The organism is Streptomyces sediminimaris (genome assembly GCF_047049295.1).
Taxonomy (GTDB): domain Bacteria; phylum Actinomycetota; class Actinomycetes; order Streptomycetales; family Streptomycetaceae; genus Streptomyces; species Streptomyces sediminimaris.
The window spans coordinates 2,611,211-2,628,657 of record NZ_JBJWOT010000001.1 but is presented as its reverse complement, the minus strand read 5'-3'; the positions used below and the strand labels follow the sequence as shown (position 1 = coordinate 2,628,657).

Annotated in this window: 16 protein-coding genes, 1 other RNA gene and 2 pseudogenes; 12 read left to right on the top strand and 7 right to left on the bottom strand. The window is 73.0% G+C overall.

The window, feature by feature from the left end; genetic code table 11:
- Positions 1-8: 8 nt before the first annotated feature.
- Together ACJ9NR_RS12305 and ACJ9NR_RS12300 are read right to left on the bottom strand one after the other, a co-directional pair.
- Positions 9-725, bottom strand: a complete 717-nt coding sequence (locus ACJ9NR_RS12305; RefSeq protein ID WP_412487580.1) for an ABC transporter permease — start codon at positions 723-725, stop codon at positions 9-11.
- 122 nt (positions 726-847) lie between these two features.
- Complete coding sequence (locus tag ACJ9NR_RS12300; protein WP_412488812.1) at positions 848-1,729, bottom strand: ABC transporter ATP-binding protein; 882 nt, start codon at positions 1,727-1,729, stop codon at positions 848-850.
- Positions 1,730-2,148: 419 nt separating this feature from the next.
- Here ACJ9NR_RS12300 and ACJ9NR_RS12295 point away from each other — a divergent pair, with 419 nt between their 5' ends.
- From ACJ9NR_RS12295 to ACJ9NR_RS12285, 3 genes are read left to right on the top strand one after another with little or no spacing between them, the layout of a single operon-like run.
- Positions 2,149-3,003 (top strand): MaoC/PaaZ C-terminal domain-containing protein, encoded by an 855-nt coding sequence (locus tag ACJ9NR_RS12295; protein WP_412487579.1) that lies wholly within the window; start codon positions 2,149-2,151, stop codon positions 3,001-3,003.
- 29 nt (positions 3,004-3,032) lie between these two features.
- Positions 3,033-4,109: a Zn-dependent alcohol dehydrogenase gene (locus ACJ9NR_RS12290; RefSeq protein WP_412487578.1), complete on the top strand. Its 1,077-nt coding sequence runs from the start codon at positions 3,033-3,035 to the stop codon at positions 4,107-4,109.
- 37 nt (positions 4,110-4,146) lie between these two features.
- Positions 4,147-5,085 (top strand): 3-oxoacyl-ACP reductase, encoded by a 939-nt coding sequence (locus ACJ9NR_RS12285; RefSeq protein ID WP_412487577.1) that lies wholly within the window; start codon positions 4,147-4,149, stop codon positions 5,083-5,085.
- A gap of 49 nt (positions 5,086-5,134) precedes the next feature.
- Here ACJ9NR_RS12285 and ACJ9NR_RS12280 read toward each other — a convergent pair whose 3' ends face one another.
- Both ACJ9NR_RS12280 and ACJ9NR_RS12275 read right to left on the bottom strand, forming a co-directional pair.
- On the bottom strand, positions 5,135-5,293 hold the full coding sequence (locus ACJ9NR_RS12280) for a hypothetical protein (RefSeq protein ID WP_412487576.1): 159 nt from the start codon (positions 5,291-5,293) through the stop codon (positions 5,135-5,137).
- Between the two features lie 98 nt (positions 5,294-5,391).
- Positions 5,392-6,756 carry a hypothetical protein gene (locus tag ACJ9NR_RS12275; RefSeq protein WP_412487575.1) on the bottom strand — a complete coding sequence of 455 codons (1,365 nt, stop codon included), beginning with the start codon at positions 6,754-6,756 and terminating at the stop codon, positions 5,392-5,394.
- A gap of 255 nt (positions 6,757-7,011) precedes the next feature.
- Between ACJ9NR_RS12275 and ACJ9NR_RS12270 the strand changes: the two genes are divergently transcribed.
- The 3 genes from ACJ9NR_RS12270 to ACJ9NR_RS12260 all read left to right on the top strand — a co-directional run bounded on the left by ACJ9NR_RS12270 (position 7,012) and on the right by ACJ9NR_RS12260 (position 9,978).
- Complete coding sequence (locus ACJ9NR_RS12270) at positions 7,012-7,863, top strand: Nif3-like dinuclear metal center hexameric protein (protein ID WP_412487574.1); 852 nt, start codon at positions 7,012-7,014, stop codon at positions 7,861-7,863.
- A complete protein-coding gene (locus ACJ9NR_RS12265) occupies positions 7,860-8,603 on the top strand; it encodes a zinc ribbon domain-containing protein (RefSeq protein WP_412488811.1) in 744 nt (247 codons plus the stop codon). Before ACJ9NR_RS12270 ends, ACJ9NR_RS12265 begins: the two co-directional genes overlap by 4 nt.
- Before the next feature lie 61 nt (positions 8,604-8,664).
- Entirely contained in the window at positions 8,665-9,978 is a 1,314-nt protein-coding gene (locus ACJ9NR_RS12260; RefSeq protein WP_412487573.1) for a bifunctional RNase H/acid phosphatase, read from the top strand.
- Between the two features lie 33 nt (positions 9,979-10,011).
- Here ACJ9NR_RS12260 and eda read toward each other — a convergent pair whose 3' ends face one another.
- Together eda and yaaA are read right to left on the bottom strand one after the other, a co-directional pair.
- A complete protein-coding gene (eda, locus tag ACJ9NR_RS12255; protein ID WP_412487572.1) occupies positions 10,012-10,716 on the bottom strand; it encodes a bifunctional 4-hydroxy-2-oxoglutarate aldolase/2-dehydro-3-deoxy-phosphogluconate aldolase in 705 nt (234 codons plus the stop codon).
- A gap of 97 nt (positions 10,717-10,813) precedes the next feature.
- Complete coding sequence (gene yaaA / locus ACJ9NR_RS12250) at positions 10,814-11,596, bottom strand: peroxide stress protein YaaA (protein WP_412487571.1); 783 nt, start codon at positions 11,594-11,596, stop codon at positions 10,814-10,816.
- Positions 11,597-11,825: 229 nt separating this feature from the next.
- Between yaaA and ACJ9NR_RS12245 the strand changes: the two genes are divergently transcribed.
- The 4 genes and pseudogenes from ACJ9NR_RS12245 to rnpB all read left to right on the top strand — a co-directional run bounded on the left by ACJ9NR_RS12245 (position 11,826) and on the right by rnpB (position 14,642).
- Positions 11,826-12,404, top strand: coding sequence for a Uma2 family endonuclease (locus ACJ9NR_RS12245; protein WP_412487570.1), 579 nt, complete (start codon positions 11,826-11,828; stop codon positions 12,402-12,404).
- Between the two features lie 41 nt (positions 12,405-12,445).
- Positions 12,446-13,270, top strand: coding sequence for a helix-turn-helix domain-containing protein (locus tag ACJ9NR_RS12240; protein WP_412487569.1), 825 nt, complete (start codon positions 12,446-12,448; stop codon positions 13,268-13,270).
- A 19-nt stretch (positions 13,271-13,289) separates the two neighbouring features.
- Positions 13,290-14,072, top strand: a pseudogene (locus ACJ9NR_RS12235) (DMT family transporter); the annotation flags it as partial.
- A gap of 154 nt (positions 14,073-14,226) precedes the next feature.
- Positions 14,227-14,642, top strand: an RNA gene (gene rnpB / locus ACJ9NR_RS12230) — RNase P RNA component class A.
- A 278-nt stretch (positions 14,643-14,920) separates the two neighbouring features.
- On the opposite strand, the gene ACJ9NR_RS12225 is transcribed toward rnpB, so the two are convergent.
- On the bottom strand, positions 14,921-16,042 hold the full coding sequence (locus ACJ9NR_RS12225) for a cytochrome c oxidase assembly protein (protein WP_412487568.1): 1,122 nt from the start codon (positions 16,040-16,042) through the stop codon (positions 14,921-14,923).
- 252 nt (positions 16,043-16,294) lie between these two features.
- Between ACJ9NR_RS12225 and ACJ9NR_RS12220 the strand changes: the two genes are divergently transcribed.
- Both ACJ9NR_RS12220 and ACJ9NR_RS12215 read left to right on the top strand, forming a co-directional pair.
- Positions 16,295-16,807: a hypothetical protein gene (locus ACJ9NR_RS12220; protein WP_412487567.1), complete on the top strand. Its 513-nt coding sequence runs from the start codon at positions 16,295-16,297 to the stop codon at positions 16,805-16,807.
- Between the two features lie 149 nt (positions 16,808-16,956).
- Positions 16,957-17,286 (top strand): annotated as a pseudogene (locus ACJ9NR_RS12215) (response regulator); the annotation flags it as partial.
- Positions 17,287-17,447: the final 161 nt, after the last annotated feature.

The window sequence follows — 17,447 nt, the reverse complement described above, 5'->3', positions numbered from 1 at the left end:
CCCCCCGTTCAGACGGTCCGGCCGGACCGTCGGTACGACAGCACAGCGTACGAACCGAAGGCCAGCAACCAGAGGGTCAGCACCGCGACCGCCCCGAGCGCGGGGGCGTGGCCCTCGGCGACCGAGGTGCCGAGCTCGGCGAAGCGGTTCGTGGGCGTGTACCGCGACAGGCCGCGCAGCCAGCCGGGGAACAGGGTGATCGGGAACCACAGGCCGCCGAGCACCGCCAGGCCCAGGTTGCAGGCCATGTTCGCGACACCGGTGGTCTGCCCGGTCAGCCGGTAGCCGTTGCCCAGGCCCAGCAGGGTGAAGGGCACCGAACCCAGCCACAGCAGCGCCGCGATCGCCGCCCACTGCCAGAGGGCCAGCCGTACGCCGTTGATCAGGCCGCCCGCCGCGAGCACCGCGAGGATGGCCGGCAGCACGGTCACCGAGCCGGTCAGCGTCCGGCCGACGACGACCTGGCGCGGGGTCATCGGGGTCACCCTCAGCTGCCGCAGCCAGCCGATGGCCCGGTCCTCGGCCACTCCGCCGCCGGTGTTCAGGGCGGAGCCGACGGCGCCGTAGCCGGCCATGCCGACCATCGCGCCGGTCCGCCAGCCGCCCTCGTCCGCGCCGAGGTTGGTGAACAGCAGGTACATCAGCACCGGCATCGCCACCCCGCCGACGACGAAACCGACGTCGCGCAGTGTCCGGCGCACCTCCAGCCGCAGGTAGTCGAACATCGCGATGCCTCCTTGACCGAGGGGATCCGTGAGTGTGTCCGGCGATTGAGGACGAGGCCCTTCGGACCGAACGGGGCCCGGGGCCGAGCCCCGGGCGGGCCCGGGCAGCAGTCGGTGCCGCATCACGCCGCCTCCCCCACCGGCGAGGTCAACGCCAGGAACGCGTCGTCGAGCGAGGCCGGGACGACCTCGAGGCCGCGTATCGCGTTCAGCTCCGCGAGGGCGATCACCGTCGCGTCCGGGTCGTCGCTGCGCAGCCGCGCCCGGTCCCCGCGCACCTCCACCGACCGTACGCCGGGCAGCAGCTCCAGGCCCGCGGTCGAGCGGCCGGCCAGGTCGAAGGCGACCAGGCTGCCGCCGACGGCCCGTTTGAGCTGGTCGCCGGTGCCGTCGGCGACGATCCGGCCCTGGTCGATGACGAGGATGCGGTCGGCGTGGGCGTCGGCCTCCTCCAGGTGGTGGGTGGAGAACAGCACGGTGTGGCCGAGGCGGGCGTAGGAGCGCATCGACGTCCAGAAGGCGTGCCGCGCCTCGACGTCCAGGGCGGCGGTGGGTTCGTCCAGGACGATCACCGAGGGGTTCCCGGCGAGCGCGACGGCGAACCGCACGCGCTGCGTCTGGCCGCCGGAGAGCCGGTCCACGCGCCGCCCCGCCAGCTCGGCGATCCCGGCCAGCCGCAGGGCGCGCTCGACGGGCATCGGGTCCGGGTAGCGGCGGGCCACGAAGGAGACCAGCTCCCGCACGGTGACCCGGGGCACCGCGCGCCCCTCCTGGAGCATGGCGCCGACCCGGCCGGCCCGCACCGCCTGCCCGGGGGGCGCCCCGAACAGCAGGACGGTGCCCTCGTCGGGCTCGTTCAGGCCGAGCAGCAGCGAGATCGTCGTCGACTTGCCCGCGCCGTTGCGGCCGAGCAGGGCCACGGTCTCGCCCGGCTCGATCCGCAGGTCGACGCCCCGCACGGCACGCACGGCGCCGAAGTTCTTGACCGCCCCCGTGAAGGACACGGCGGGTGGCGTCCCGTCCGCGGTCCCGTTCCCCGTCCCCGTCGTTCCGGTCGTTCCGGTCGTCCCCGTCGTCCCGGTCGTCCCCGTCGTCTTCGTCATGACCACGACGCTACGGAAAGGGGGTGCCGCCCGGCAGATGCGCTTGTACGGACTCGGGCAGGACAAATGTCACTGCCCGAGCCGTGGCCCGCTCCACCGAAGCCCCGCGAGCGCATCTGACATACCGTCAGGAGACTTCACAAGTGCAGGGCGCTGGGTTATACCTAGGGCGCCGGACTGGAACGCGTTCTAGATCGGCCCGCAGCGACCTCGGTGCGGCCGACGGTGCGGACGGCCGCGCCGGGGTCTTGACACCGCACGCAGGCGACCGGCGTCCACCGCCCGGCCAGGACGCCCGCAGCCCGAGCAACAGGAGCCGTATGCCCATCGACGCAGCGCAGGCCCTCGCCGCCGAGCCCCACACCGGCGAGATCACCTGGGACCGCAAGGACGTCCAGCTCTACCACCTCGGCGTCGGCGCCGGCATCCCCGCCACCGACCCCGACGAGCTGCGCTACACCCTGGAGTCCCGGCTGCACGTCCTGCCGAGCTTCGCGACCGTCGCGGGCGCCGGCTCGCCCGGCGTGATCAGCGGGCTGTCCGTGCCGGGCGTCGAGGTCGACCTCGCCAAGGTGCTGCACGGCGGCCAGGCGCTGACCCTGCACCGCCCGATCCCGGTGGCGGGCACGGCCACGGCCACCGGCCGCATCGCCGCCGTGTACGACAAGGGCAAGGCGGCCGTCCTGGTCATGCGCACCGAGGTCGCCGACGCCGACGGGCCGCTGTGGACCAACGACGCCCAGATCTTCGTACGGGGAGAGGGCGGCTGGGGCGGCGAACGCGGTCCGTCCGTCCGCCCGGACCCGCCCGCGGGCGACCCGGACCGGACCGTGGAGCGCCCCGTCCGCGAGGACCAGGCCCTGCTCTACCGCCTCTCCGGCGACTGGAACCCGCTGCACGCCGACCCCGACTTCGCCAAGCTCGCCGGGTTCGACCGGCCCATCCTGCACGGCCTGTGCACCTACGGCATGACGCTCAAGGCGGTCGTGGACACGCTGCTCGGCGGGGACGTGAGCCGGGTGCGGTCCTACGCCACCCGGTTCGCGGGCGTCGTCTTCCCGGGCGAGACCCTGCGCATCGGCATGTGGCGGGGGGAGGGGCGGGTGCGGGTGGCCGTCGGCACCGTCGAGCGGGACGCACCCGTCCTCACCGACACGATCCTCGAACACTCCTGACACAGACGACAGTTGAGGGGAGCGGCAGCATGCGCGCAGCCGTACTGCACGAGATCGGCCAGGACAAGCTGGAGGTCCTCGACGACGTCGAGGCGACGGGCTTCGGGCCCGGCAAGGTGCGGATACGGGTGCGGGCCACCGGTCTGTGCCACTCGGACCTGTCCGCGATGAGCGGGGTGCTGCCGCAGCCCGCGCCGTTCGTGCCCGGACACGAGGGCGCCGGCGAGATCCTCGAAGTCGGCGAGGGAGTGCGGAACGTGCGGGCCGGCGACCGGGTGGTGGTGTGCTGGCTGCCCGCCTGCGGGGCCTGTCCCGCCTGCAGGCGCGGGCAGACCGAGCTGTGCCTGGCCGGGTTCATGAACGCCGGCACCCCCAACTTCAAGCGCTCCGGCCAGGACGTCTTCGGCTTCGCGGGCACCGGCACCTTCGCCGAGGAGGTCGTCGTCGACGCGGGCTGTGCGGTGCCGATCCCCGACGACGTGCCCTTCGACATCGCCGCGCTCATCGGCTGCGGAGTGACGACGGGACTGGGTGCGGCCCTCAACACCGCCGATGTGGAGGCCGGTTCGTCGGTCGCCGTCATCGGCTGCGGCGGCGTCGGCATCTCCGCGATCCAGGGCGCACGGCTCAAGGGCGCCGCCGAGATCGTCGCGGTCGACCCGGTCGCCACGCGCCGCGAGGCCGCGCTCGGGTTCGGCGCCACGAGGGCGATCCCGCCCGGCGAACTGGCCGACGCCAAGCAGCAGGTCACCGCCGGCGAGGGCTTCGACTACGTCTTCGAGGTCGTCGGGAAGTCCGCCACCGCCCGCACCGCCTACGAGAACACCCGGCGCGGCGGCACCCTCGTCGTCGTCGGCGCGGGCGCCATGGACGACTTCCTCCAGCTCAACATGTTCGAGCTGTTCTTCGACGAGAAGCGCATCCTGCCGTCGATGTACGGCGGCGGCGACGTCCTGCGCTCCTACGAGCGCACCATCGCCCTGTGGCGGGCGGGCCGCATCGACCTGGCGGGTCTGATCACCCACCGGGTGCCGCTCGCCGGCATCAACGAGGCGCTGGACCAGATGCGTTCGGGCACGGCCCTGCGCACCTGCATCGAGATCTGACCCTGCCCGTGTGCGTCGGGATCTGACGGGAGTGTCCGTGTCACTGCCACTCGAGGGACTGTCCGCGATCGTCACCGGTGCCGGCCGAGGTCTCGGCCGGGCCGAGGCGCTCGAACTCGCCCGGCTCGGCGCGGCCGTCGTCGTCAACGACTACGGCCAACCGGGCCGCGACGGCTCGGGGGCGGCCTCCGCGACTCCCGCCGCGGAGGCCGCCGCCGAGATCCGGGCCGCGGGCGGCACGGCGCTGGCGCACACCGGTGACGTGGCCGACTTCCAGCAGGCCGGGGAACTCGTCGGGCTGGCGGTCGCCGAGTTCGGCAAGCTGGACATCCTCGTCAACAACGCCGGCATCCTGCGCGACCGCATGGTCTTCTCGATGACCGAGGACGAGTGGGACTCGGTGATCCGCGTCCACCTCAAGGGGCATTTCAACACCACCCACTTCGCCGCCGCACACTGGCGTGAGCGGTCGAAAGCGGCGGGCGGGCCGGTCTACGGCCGGATCGTGAACACGTCGTCCGAGGCGTTCCTGGCGGGCTCGGCGGGCCAGCCCAACTACGCGGCCGCCAAGGGCGGAATCGTCGGCCTGACCACCTCCACGGCCCTCGCCCTCGCCAAGTACGGCGTCACGGCCAACGCGATCTGCCCGCGGGCCCGCACCCGGATGACCGAGGACGTCTTCGCCGGGTTCGGGCAGCCCGCCGACGCCCTGGACCCGCTCGCCCCGGAACACGTCGCCCCGCTCGTCGGCTACCTGGCCTCGCCCGCCGCGGCCCGGGTCAGCGGCCAGCTGCTCGTCGTGCACGGCGGCATGGTCGCGATCGTCGAACGGCCGCGCGTACGGGCGCAGTTCGACAGCAAGCAGGAGACCTTCACGTACGGCGAACTCGACGCGCTGCTGACCCCGCACTACGCGGAGCGGCCGGAGGGGGAGACGTTCGCGGCGGCGGAGGTGCTGGGGCTGAGGCGGGGCTGAGCGCGCGAAGAGGGGGGTGCCCCACCGGGCACCCCCCTCTCCACAACCGTCAGGCAGCCGCCTCGGCGCTCTCCCCGGCCGGCTTGCGGTGCCGGCCGTGCGGGGAGGACTCGCTCTCCTGGGCCGAGACCGGGCCCCGGTGCCGGCCGTGACCGGTGTCCTCCTGGGAGTCGGCGGACAGCTGCTCCGTCGTGCTGATGTCGCTCATCGGACGTATTCACCCCGTCAACAACTGATCTTTCCTACAGCCCGGCGAGCATAACCATTCCCCCGTTGTTCGATTCCACACGGGCACGCCCATCGGCACTACTTCGTTACAAGACGCCCCAGCGGCGCCTCCCGCAACGGCACGGGACGCCGCGCGACGGGCTCCGAAGGACCCGGTCGCGTCGGCCCGCCCGGCGCGGGCGACGAGGACGAACTCCCCGCCGATCCACGGGCGTCCGCACCGCTGGGAACCGGCCCCTCCGGCCCCGCGCTCCCCGCACCCTCCGGTCGTCCTCCCGGCTTCTCTGGTCCCCCCGTTCCCGCCGCCTTCCCCGCCGTCTCCCCTGCCTCAGCCATCTCAGTCGACTCAGCCATCTCAGCCATCTCAACCGCCTCAGCCGCCTCAGCCGTCTTCCTCGTTCCCGCCGCCTTCCCCGTCTCCGCCGAGGGCACCGTCAGCCGCGCGACGCCGCACGGCACCTCGGCCGTGGCGTAGGGCAGTTGGAGCACGCCGTCCCTCGTCCAGCACCCCGAGCCGGTCAACCAGCCCGCGGGCGCCGGGAGATGGTCTATGTGCCGCCGGTCCGGGCGCCACAGCCCGACCCAGCTGCCCAGGGGCCCGTCGACGCGCAGCGCCACCCCGCAGCTCTCCGGGGTCAGCACCTGACCCGGCTGGATGGCGAACGGCGTGACCGTGCACTCCGGCAGCCGCAGGAACTCCGGGAAGCGCACCGGGAGCGTGCTGCCCAGCACGCCCCAGCCGAGCCGCTCCTCGCCCGGCGAGGGCGCGTCGGAGCTGATCAGCAGCAGGCCGCTGTCCGGGTCGGCGAGCAGCAGCCGGTCGTCGCTGCCGTCGGCGATCTGCAGCAGCGGCGAGGTCTCCCCGTCCCGCCGCAGGTCGACCACGACCGCCTTGGTGCGGCCGCCGACCTCCCGGTCCAGCGCCAGCATCCGCCCCGTGTGGTCCAGCCAGACCCCGCCCGAGCAGCGCCCCGGGATCTGGGCCACGTGCTCGGGCCCGAACTCGCCGCCCGCCACCAGCCACACCGCGCTGGAGCGCCGGCCCACGGCGAGGGCGTAGGCCCTCTCGCCGCCCGGCGCGGGCGGCAGCAGCCGCAGCCGGGTGTCCCCGTCCGGGCACTCGACCGAGCCGATCACGACCTCGCCGGTGCCGGGGCCGGTCGGATAGAGCAGGGAGAACACGTGCCGCCCCGCCGTCGCCCGGCGGATCAGCACCCGCCCGTCGCCCATCGGCTGCACCTCGGCGCCGGGCTCCTCGGGCTGGTTCGCGGGCAGGGGCACGGCGTACGGCTCCGGGCCGTCCAGTGTCCAGCGCTCCGGGAAGAGGGAGCCGCCGTCCAGGGCGAGGCGGGCGGCGTAGGCGCCGTCCGCGGTGATGGTGAAGCCCGGCTGCGGGGCGCCGTCCTCGGGGGCAGCCTCGGGCTCGATCGCACAGGCCGTCATGGTCTGGTCACCTCCGGCGACGAAACTAGTTTTCGCACGCACACGCGTGGGACGCCGGAGCGTGTGCTTCACACATAAGGGTGGCCCAGGAACGATTCGCCTGAGGAAACGGGAGCCGGTGTGCTGACGGAGGCCCGCGCTTCCCTCACGCCCCGGACGATCCTGCGACCCGGTACGGGCCGGACCGGGCCTCCGCCGGGGGGCGGAACCGGGCTTCGGTGCAGCGGCACAGATCAGGCAGGTAGCCTTTTGTCCGTGCCCCGTCTGTCTGAAGTCATCGCCGCGCTGGAGAACCTGTGGCCCGCCGCGCGGGCCGAGTCCTGGGACGCGGTCGGCACGGTCGTGGGCGACCCCGGCCAGCAGGTCACCCGGGTCCTGTTCGCCGTCGACCCGGTCCAGGAGATCGTCGACGAGGCCCTGAAGCTCGGCGCCGACCTGCTCGTCACCCACCACCCGCTCTATCTGCGCGGTACGACGACGGTCGCCGCCTCGCACTTCAAGGGCCGGGTCGTGCACACGCTGATCAAGAACGACATCGCGCTGCACGTCGCCCACACCAACGCCGACACGGCCGATCCCGGCGTCTCGGACGCGCTCGCGGGCGCGCTGGACCTCCGTGTCGTACGGCCCCTCGTACCGGACCCGACGGACCGCGAAGGCCGCCGCGGCCTGGGCCGGGTCTGCGAACTGGACCACCCGCGGCCGCTGCGCGAGTTCGCCGCGCACGTCGCCGCCCGGCTGCCCGCCACCGCGCAGGGCGTCCGCGTGGCCGGCGACCCGCGGGCCACGATCCGCACGGTCGCGGTCAGCGGCGGCTCCGGCGACAGCCTCTTCGACGACGTACGCGCCGCAGGCGTCGACGCCTTCCTCACCGCCGACCTGCGCCACCACCCGGCCTCCGAGGCCGTCCTCCACAGCCCCCTCGCGCTGCTCGACGCGGCGCACTGGGCCACCGAGTGGCCCTGGTGCGAGCTGGCCGCGACCCAGCTCGACGAAATCTCCGACCGCCATGGATGGGACCTCCGCGTCCACGTGTCCAAGACGGTCACCGACCCCTGGACGGCCCATGCGGCCTCCCCTGATTCGACTGCAGGAGCCCCCAACTGAACGCCGCGCCCGCCGACCAGATCCGCCTCCTCGACGTCCAGGCACTCGACGTCCGTCTCCAGCAGCTCGCCCACCGGCGGAGGTCGCTGCCCGAGCACGCCGAGATCGAGTCGCTGACCAAGGACCACACCCAGCTGCGCGACCTGCTCGTGGCCGCGCAGACCGAGCAGAGCGACACCGCCCGCGAGCAGACCAAGGCGGAGCAGGACGTGGACCAGGTGCGCCAGCGCGCCGCCCGCGACCAGCAGCGGCTGGACTCCGGCGCGGTCACCTCGCCCAAGGACCTGGAGAACCTCCAGCGCGAGATCGCCTCCCTCGCCAAGCGGCAGGGCGACCTCGAGGACATCGTCCTGGAGGTCATGGAGCGCATCGAGTCCGTGCAGGAGCGGGTGCGCGAGCTGACCGAGCGGGTCTCCTCCGTCCAGTCGAAGATCGACGACGCGACCGCGCGCCGGGACGCCGCCTTCGAGGAGATCGACGGCGAGGTGGCCACGGTGACCAAGGAGCGCGAGGTCATCGCCGGCACCATCCCCGCGGACCTGCTCAAGCTCTACGACAAGCTGCGCGAGCAGCAGGGCGGCATCGGCGCCGCCAAGCTCCACCAGCGCACCTGCCAGGGCTGCCGCCAGGAGCTGTCGATCACCGACATCAACGAGATCCGCGCGGCCGCCCCCGACACGGTGGTGCGCTGCGAGAACTGCCGCCGCATCCTGGTGCGTACGGCCGAGTCGGGCCTGTAGGCGCCGGTTCCGTTCGTTCGGGTTCGGTTCGTTGCGCGCGTTTTTGTAAGGGGCTTGTGCCGTGCGGGAGTTCATCGTCGAGGCGGACGGCGGGTCACGGGGGAACCCCGGGCCCGCGGGCTACGGCTCCGTCGTGCTCGACGCGACGACGGGGGAGACCCTGGTCGAGGCGGCCGAGTACATCGGCGTCGCCACGAACAACGTCGCCGAGTACCGGGGGCTGCTCGCCGGTCTGCGGGCGGCCCACGAGCTCGACCCCTCGGCGGTCGTCCACGTCCGCATGGACTCCAAGCTGGTCGTCGAGCAGATGTCGGGCCGCTGGAAGATCAAGCACCCGGACATGAAGCCGCTGGCCATGGAGGCGGCACGGGTCTTCCCGCCGGAGCGGGTGACGTACGAGTGGATCCCGCGGGAGAAGAACAAGCACGCGGACCGCTTGGCGAACGAGGCGATGGACGCGGGCGGCCGCGGTCAGCAGTGGTCGGCGGCGGAGTCGACGGCCGAGCTGGAGGCTGCCGCCACTGAGGCGGCCACTGAGGCGGCCACTGAGGCGGCCACTGAGGCCGCCACCGAGGCCGCCGCCGAGGACGGGGCCGAGGACGAGGCCGACGTGCGGGCCGCGAAGGCCGTGAGCGGTGTGAGCGGTGTGAGCGGCGGTGTGAGCCGGGTGAGCGGCGGTGTGAGCCGGGTGAGCGGCGGTGTGAGCCGTGTGAGTCGTGTGAGCAGCCCGGGGTGGGCTCCGGCCGACCTGGGCGCGCCCGCCACCTTCGTGCTGCTGCGGCATGGGGAGACCCCGCTGACCCCGCAGAAGCGGTTCTCCGGCAGCGGTGGCACCGACCCCTCCCTCTCCGGTGCCGGGCGGGAGCAGGCCGAACGGGCGGGCGCGGCGCTGGCGCGGCGCGGGACGATCCAGGCGGTCGTCGCCTCGCCGCTCGCGCGCACCCGGGAGACCGCCGGCATCGTGGCCCGCCACCTCGGCCTCGAGGTGAGCATCGAGGAAGGGCTGCGCGAAACGGACTTCGGCGCCTGGGAGGGCCTGACGTTCGGCGAGGTGCGCGAGCGCTACCCGGACGACCTGAACAGATGGCTGGCCGACCCGGCGGCGGAGCCCACCGGCGGCGGTGAGAGCTTCGCCGCGACCGGGACCCGCATCGAGGCCACCCGGAAGAAACTGGTGGCGGCGTACCCGGGCCGCACGGTCCTGCTCGTCTCGCACGTCACCCCGATCAAGACGTTCGTGCAACTGGCCCTGGGCGCCCCGCCCGAGGCCCTGTTCCGCATGGAGCTGTCGGCGGCCGCCCTGTCGGCGGTGGCGTACTACGCGGACGGCAACGCGAGCGTACGGCTCTTCAACGACACCTCTCACCTGCGCTGACCGGCGCGGGCCGGGCCCGCGGCACATCGCCTCTCACCCGAGCGCGGCGGCCTCGCGCGCCAGCGCCTCGATGCGTCCCCAGTCCCCGGCGCCGACGGCATCCCCGGGGATCATCCAAGTCCCGCCCACACAACCGACGTTGGGCAGCGCGAGGTACTCGGGTGCATCGGCGGCACCGATCCCGCCCGTCGGGCAGAAACGTGCCTGCGGCAGCGGTCCCGCGAGCGACCTCAGATACGGCGCCCCGCCCGCGGCCTGCGCCGGGAAGAACTTCATCTCCCGCACCCCGCGCTCCAGCAGCGTCACGACCTCCGAGGCGGTCGACACCCCCGGCAGGTACGGCACCCCGGACGCCCGCATGGCGTCGAGCAGCAGGTCGGTCCAGCCGGGGCTGACCAGGAAGCGCGCCCCGGCCTCCACCGACTCCCGCACCTGCTCCGGCGTGATCACGGTCCCCGCCCCGACCACCGCCTCCGGCACCTCACCGGCGATCGCCCGGACGGCGTCCAGGGCCGCCGTCGTCCGCAGCGTCACCTCGATCGCGGGCAGCCCGCCCGAGACGAGGGCACGGGCGAGCGGCACGGCGTCGGCGGCGTCGTCGAGTACGACGACGGGGATGACAGGGGCGAGACCGAGGACGGAGGCGGGCAGGGAGGAGGCGGATAGGGAGGAGGCGGGCAGGGAGGAGGCGGATAGGGAGGAGGCGGGCAGGGAGGAGGCGGGCGGCGGCGACGTCATGACGTCATCGTGCCGTTGAGAAGCATCCTGCGCAAAGCCCATTGCGCATACTGCAACGAGCGGTGAGTGGCGAGCCTGAGCGGTGACGTCCGGGCGGTCAGTGCACCTCGTCCACCAGTACGTCCAGCAGCCACGCCCTGCCCTTCCCCTTCGGCGCCTCCACCTCCACCACGTAACCGAGCTCCCGCAGCGTCGCGACCAGCTCCGCCGGCGTCCCGGGCGCCGCGCCGGCCGTCAGCAGGCTCCGTACGATCCGCCCCTTGGTCGCCTTGTTGAAGTGGCTGACGACCTTGCGCGTCGGCGCGTGCAGCACCCGTACGCTCGCCGTCCGCCCGGCCGGCTCGCCCTTCGGCTTCCAGGCGGCGGCGTACGCGGACGAGCGCAGGTCCAGCACCAGCCCGTCCCCGGCGGCCTCGGGCAGCACCTGAGCCATCGGCGCCCGCCAGTGCGCGCCCAGCGCGCCGAGTCCCGGCAGCTTCACGCCCATCGAGCAGCGGTAGGAGGGGATGCGGTCGTTGATGCGGACGGCGCCCCACAGCCCCGAGAAGACGAGCAGCGAACGCGTGGCGCGCCGCTTGGCCGCGGCGTCGAGCGAGGCCAGGTCGAGGGCGTCGTAGAGGACACCGGTGTAGATCTCCCCGGCGGGCCGGGTCCCGGCGACCGGCAGCCCGGCGTTCTTCGCCACCTCGCCGCGCAGCCCCTCGCTCAGCCCGAGCACCTCGCGCGCCTTCTCCTCGTCCCCGGCGCACAGCTCGACCAGTTCGCCGAGCACCGCCTCACGGGCCGGGTTCAGGCCGGGCAGCGACAGCGACTCCAGCTTCAGCGGGGCGCCACGGCCGGAGGTCGCCTTGCCTTCGGAGGGCGGCAGCAGGACCAGCACGGAAGATCTCCTTCACTTTGAGCTCCGGCCCAGCGTACGGGCACGGCGAGCCTCCCCGATCCGCACGGGACCGGTGGAGAGGCCGACGCCGCGGCAGGGCCGAGCGGGCGCTGCGCCGCCTGCCGAGGGCCCTGGTCGTGTGCCACGATCGGGGGAACGGTTCCCGATCTCTCGGACAGGTGATCTTCCGATGTCCCAGTCTGGCGAGCGACCGAAGGAGGGGCGTGACATGACTGCCATGGCCCACGAGCCGCTCACGCAGGAACAAGTCCTGCTGGAGGGCTTTCTCGCCCTGGACACGCCGGAGGGCTTCCGGGCCGAGCTGATCGAGGGGGAGATCGTCGTGACGCCGCCGCCGGACGGGGACCACGAGGATTGCATCGGGTTGATCGTGAATCAGGTGATCAGGCGTTCCCGGACCGAGATGCAGTTCTCCGGGAACAAGGGGTTGAAGCTGCGGAGCGGGAACGGTTGCCCGAAGGACCACGTGATTCCGGACGGCATGTTCGCTCCCATGAGACTGCGTCTCTACCGGGGCGCCGACTCCTGGATGCCCTGCGACGGCGTCACCATGGTGCTGGAGGTCACCTCCACCAAGCCCCAGGCCGACCGCGAGGCGAAACGGCACTCCTACGCCCGCGGAGGAATCCCCCTCTACCTGCTGGTCGACCGGGAGGCGTCGTCCGTCACGTTGTTCAGCGACCCCGGGAAGGACGACTACCGGGAGCACTGCACCCGCCCCTTCGGCAGACCACTGAGCCTCCCGGAGCCGTTCGCCTTCGACCTGGACACGGCGGACTTTCTCTGAGCCGTCCGGTGTTGCACCCGTAGGGCGGAAGGGGGTGCGGGGTGGAACAGGCACTGTGGACCAGGGCTCGGCTGGGCCGCTGCGGCCCCTCGCTCGACCTGCTGACCGCCCGCTTCGACAAGCACGTCTACGCCCCGCACGCGCACGAGGAGTTCACGATCGGAGTCTGCGTGGGCGGCTTTGAGGTGATCGACTACCGGGGCGGCCACATCCGCACGGGCCCGGGCTCGATCGTGGTCCTCGCCCCCGGTGAGATGCACACGGGAGGCCCCGGCAGCACCACCGACGGCTACGCCTACCGGGCCCTCTACGCCGACCCCGCCCTCCTCACCGACGGCACCCTCACCGACGGCCTCCCGCACTTCCGCGAGCCGCTGATCGACGACCCGGAACTGGCCGCCGCCATCCTCCGCACCCACACGGATCTGCGCGGGAACCCGGACCCCCTGGAGGCGGAGTCCCGCCTCCCGTGGCTGCTGACGGCCCTGGCCCGCCGCCACTCGGCGGCCCGCCCGACGTCCGACCTGATCCCCGGCGCGGACCGGACGGCACGGCTCGTACGGGACCGCCTGGCGGACGAACTACTCAACCCGCCCTCCCTGGCCTCGCTCGCGGCGGACCTGGGCCTGTCCCGCTACCAGCTCCTGCGGGCCTTCCGTACGACGATGGGCATACCGCCGTACGCCTGGCTGGCCCAGTACCGGGTGGCCCGCGCCCGCCGCCTCCTGGAAGCGGGAGGGCGTCCGGCGGAGGTCGCCGCACTCGTCGGCTTCGCGGACCAGGCGCACCTGACGCGCTGGTTCCGGCGGGTGCTCGGGGTGACGCCGGCGGCGTACCGCAACAGCGTTCAAGACGGCAGGCCGTAGCCGGGCGGAGGCTGTGTGCATGACTGCACGCGGCTGGTTCCTGTTCTCCCTGATGGGAGTGGTCTGGGGCATCCCCTATCTGATGATCAAGGTGGCGGTGGACGCTCCGCTGTCCCCGTCCGTGGTGGTGTTCACGCGCTGCGCGCTCGGCGCGGTCCTCCTGCTCCCCTTCGCGATACGCCAGGGCGGCCTGTTCCGCATGGTCCGGGGGCACTGGCTGCCGATTCTGGGCTTCGCGTGCATAGAGATCATCGGCCCGTGGTTCACGCTGACGGACGCGGAACGCGACCTCTCCAGCTCGACGGCGGGCCTGCTGATCGCGGGCGTGCCGATCGTGGGCCTGGTCCTGTCCCGCTTCTTCGGCAACGTGGAACACCTGAGCGCACGCAGGGTGACGGGGCTGGCGCTGGGGCTGGCGGGGGTGGGAGTACTGACGGTCCCGCACCTGACGGGCGGCGATGCCCGGTCGCTGGGCGAGGTCATGCTGACGGTGCTGGGCTACGCGACGGCTCCGCTGATAGCGGCCCGCTGGCTGAAGAACGTCCCCACACTCCAGCTGACGGCCCCCTGCCTGGCCCTGGCGGCCCTGGTCTACGCGCCGGCGGCGATGATGAGCCGCCCGGCGGAGATGCCGTCGACGTCGGTGCTGGTGGCGCTGATCGGCCTGGGCGCGATCTGCACGGCGCTGGCCTTCGTGGCCTTCCTGGAGCTGATCAAGGAGGTCGGCCCGACGAGGGCCACGGTCTTCACCTACGTCAACCCGGCGGTGGCGGTGGCGGCGGGGGCCCTGTTCCTGGGCGAGGACCTGACGCCGACGATCGGGGCGGCGTTCACGCTGATCCTGGCGGGTTCGGTGCTGGCGACGGCGGCGGGTCCGGCGGCCGCCGGACCCGGGGGTTCCGGCGGTCCGGACAAAGCCACCCGCACGCGCCGGGTAGCATGGTCATCACGGCAGACGAGCCGGGCGGACGGCCGCGTGGAGTCCTCTTGACGGAGGGCTTCCCGAGGAACGTCCGGGCTCCACAGGGCAGGGTGGTGGCTAACGGCCACCCGGGGTGACCCGCGGGACAGTGCCACAGAAAACAGACCGCCCGGCGCTTCGGCACCGGGTAAGGGTGAAACGGCGGTGTAAGAGACCACCAGTGCCCAGGGTGACCTGGGCAGCTAGGTAAACCCCACCCGGAGCAAGGTCAAAAGGGAGCGCCTTTTGAAAGAGGGGCGCTCCTGCGGGGACGTCGGAGGGCTGCCCGCCCGAGTCCCCGGGTAGACCGCACGAGGCCGGTGGCAACACCGGTCCTAGATGGATGGCCGTCTCCCCGGCCGCCGCGAGGCGACCGGGCGACAGAACCCGGCGTACAGCCCGACTCGTCTGCCGCTCGTTGTTTCCGCAGGTCAGAGATTATTTCCATCCGTCAGGGCGTTGATGCGGGCGGCGCAGGCCGGGCCGGGGACGGCCGTGGCGAGCCCGAGGCGGTGCGTTTCCGCGACGACCGGCTGTTCGGCCGGCACGACGGGCAGTGCCTGTGCCCTCTTCCGGGCTGCCGCGTACCTGGGCCGATCCGGCCCAGACGGCGCGGGCGAGGGTCGGCGGGCGGTGCCGGAGAGCGGCATCCAGGCCGCGCCGATGTTCTCCTCGACGCCCGTGGCGGGTCAGGTGCGGTGTTCGGAGCGGGCGGGGGTGTTGAGGCCGAGGTGGGCGACGGCCGGGTCGGTTTCCCACCAGGGGCGCATGTGGTCGGCGTCGGTTCCGTCGGGCGTCCGGGCGTCGATGCTCGCGTCGATGGCCCGGGCGGCCCTGCGGTCGTGGTGGCGTGCCTGGCGGAAGACGATGACCAGGTAGGGAACGCCGATGAAGTGGCCGAGGACCCAGTAGGCGCCGCCTCCGGTCTGCTCGTCCAGGCTCAGCGACGGGCCCCACGGGCGGCCGAGGGCCGCGTAGTAGCCGTGGGCGATGCCCGCGCCCACGGCGTAGATCAGGCACAGGCCCAGCACGGCGTTCAGGAGGACCTCGGCGAAGGCGATGAACAGGGAGACGACCGGGGAGAAGCGGCTGGGCACGGGGTCGAGTTGGAGGCGGCTCCAGTAGTAGACGAAGCCGATGGCGAACAGCAGCACGCCGGTGGCGGTGTCCACGGCCTGGTCGCGGAGCATGGCCGGGAGCCAGCCGGTGAAGAACACGGCCCAGGGCAGCCCCATGAACAGCAGTGCTCCGCTGGCCGGGTGGGCAAGGGCCCGGGCGGGGCGGCTGCGCAGTGCCCGGCGGCCCCGAGCCCGTGCCGGGGCCGGGAGGACGGCGGCGGCGAGGGACAGCGGGCGGGCCAGTGCCAGGAACGGCGGCGCGATCATGAAGAAGACGGTCAGCTGCACGGACCGGACCCAGAACAAGGTGTCGGCGTATTGGCCGAGGAACGAGGCGGTGGCGACCGCCACCGTGGCCAGACAGGCGGCGAGGGCGACGTGGCGGCGCACCGGTACGGCTCGACCGCGGCGTCGGGTGGCGCGTACCGCCGCGCTGTAGGCGACCGCCGCGGCCGCGAGCAGGACCAGCAGCGCGGGCTCGACGTGCCAGTCGGTCAGGGCGCGGTGATAGGTCAGCTCAGGAGGCCCGTGGTAGGCGCTCGCGGTGGCCAGGGAAATCCCCGCTCTCTGGACGTGCTGTTCGTGGCCCGGCCCGCAGGAGTCAACCGTACGGCCTGCCCCTGCCGCAAAGGCTGTACCGGTGATCGTTGTCAGTGCCGATAGAGGACCCTCCTTCGCAGGACTTCGCCGCACCGGGTGGGGTCCGGTCCGACCAGCACAGCGCGCACGCCATCCAGCCGGAACCCACCAGCCGTGCCCGGGCATGAGACCGGGCCCGTGGGACGGAGTCCCGGCCGTCCCACGGGCGCACACCGACGCGCAGGTGCACAGGCACAGCGCAGGTGCACAGGCCCAGCACAGGTGAACAGGCACAGCAGCGGTCCCGTATCCCTTCCCGCATGCCTGGTCGACGGCATGGACGGGAACACGGAGACGGAGAGACACGTGCGACAGCACCCCGAGCAGTCACAGCAGCCCCGGCAAGAACGCCGTACTCCGCTCGCGGCCCGCCCGGTTCGCGGCGCCGTGCTCGTGGCGGGCCTGGCCCTCCTCCCGCTGAGCACGGCCTGCGGCAGCGAGGCGGACGACGCCGCGGTCGACGGCGATCCTTCGCAGATCTCCGGGGCCCCGGCCGCCGGTGTCGTGGCACCGGCGAAGGTCGAGGTGATCGCCGCCCTCACCGGCTGCAAGGTCAAGATCCGCACCGAAGCGAAGGAACTGCGGGAAGGGATCTGCCACACCAAGGAGGGCGACTACCTCATCACCACGTTCCCCGAGGAGCGGTACAAGAAGTCCTGGCTGGACACGGTCAGCATGTACCGGGGGAACTACCTGGTCGGCTCGCGCTGGGTGGTCAGCGCCCCGCCGAAGGCGCTGAAGGCGTTCCGCCCCAAGCTCGGCGGCGAGATCGTCCGCATGAGCGGCACGGGCCCGGGAGTCACCCAGAGCCCGTCCTGATCCCCGTGCGCGGGCGGGGGACGGCGGGCGGGGCGGCGGATCCTGCTCGAAGGTCCCGTCCGCCGGGGCCGGTGGCCCCTGGGCCCGCCACGCGCGGCGGGCGGAGGCTGGCGCTGAATGCCGTCCCGGTGCGGGAGGTGGGTCGCGTCATGGGAAGGGCGCCGGTGCTCGTCGTCGACGACGAGCGCAAGATCCGGGACATGGTGCGGGCCTTCCTGGAACGGCAGCGCTACGCCGTACTGCAGGCCGCGACCGGGCAGGAGGCGCTGGACATGGCACTGCGGCTCAAACCGGACCTGGTGGTGCTCGACCTGGTGCTGCCCGACCTGGCCGGGGAGGAGGTGGCCCGCTCGCTGCGGGAGGTCTCCCAGGTCCCGATCATCATGCCGACCGCTAAGACCGGCGAGGCGGACCGGGTGGCGGGCCTGCGGCTCGGGGCCGACGACTACGTGGTCAAGCCGTTCAGCCCCCGGGAGCTGGTGGCACGGGTGGACGCGGTGCTGCGCCGGGCCCGGCCGGGCGGGGCGGAGGGCCGGCTGTCGTTCGACGGCGGTCGTCTGGTCATCGACCCGGCGGGCCGTGAAGTGCGGCTGGCCGGAGCTGAAGTCGCCCTCACCCGCAGCGAGTTCGCCCTGCTGGC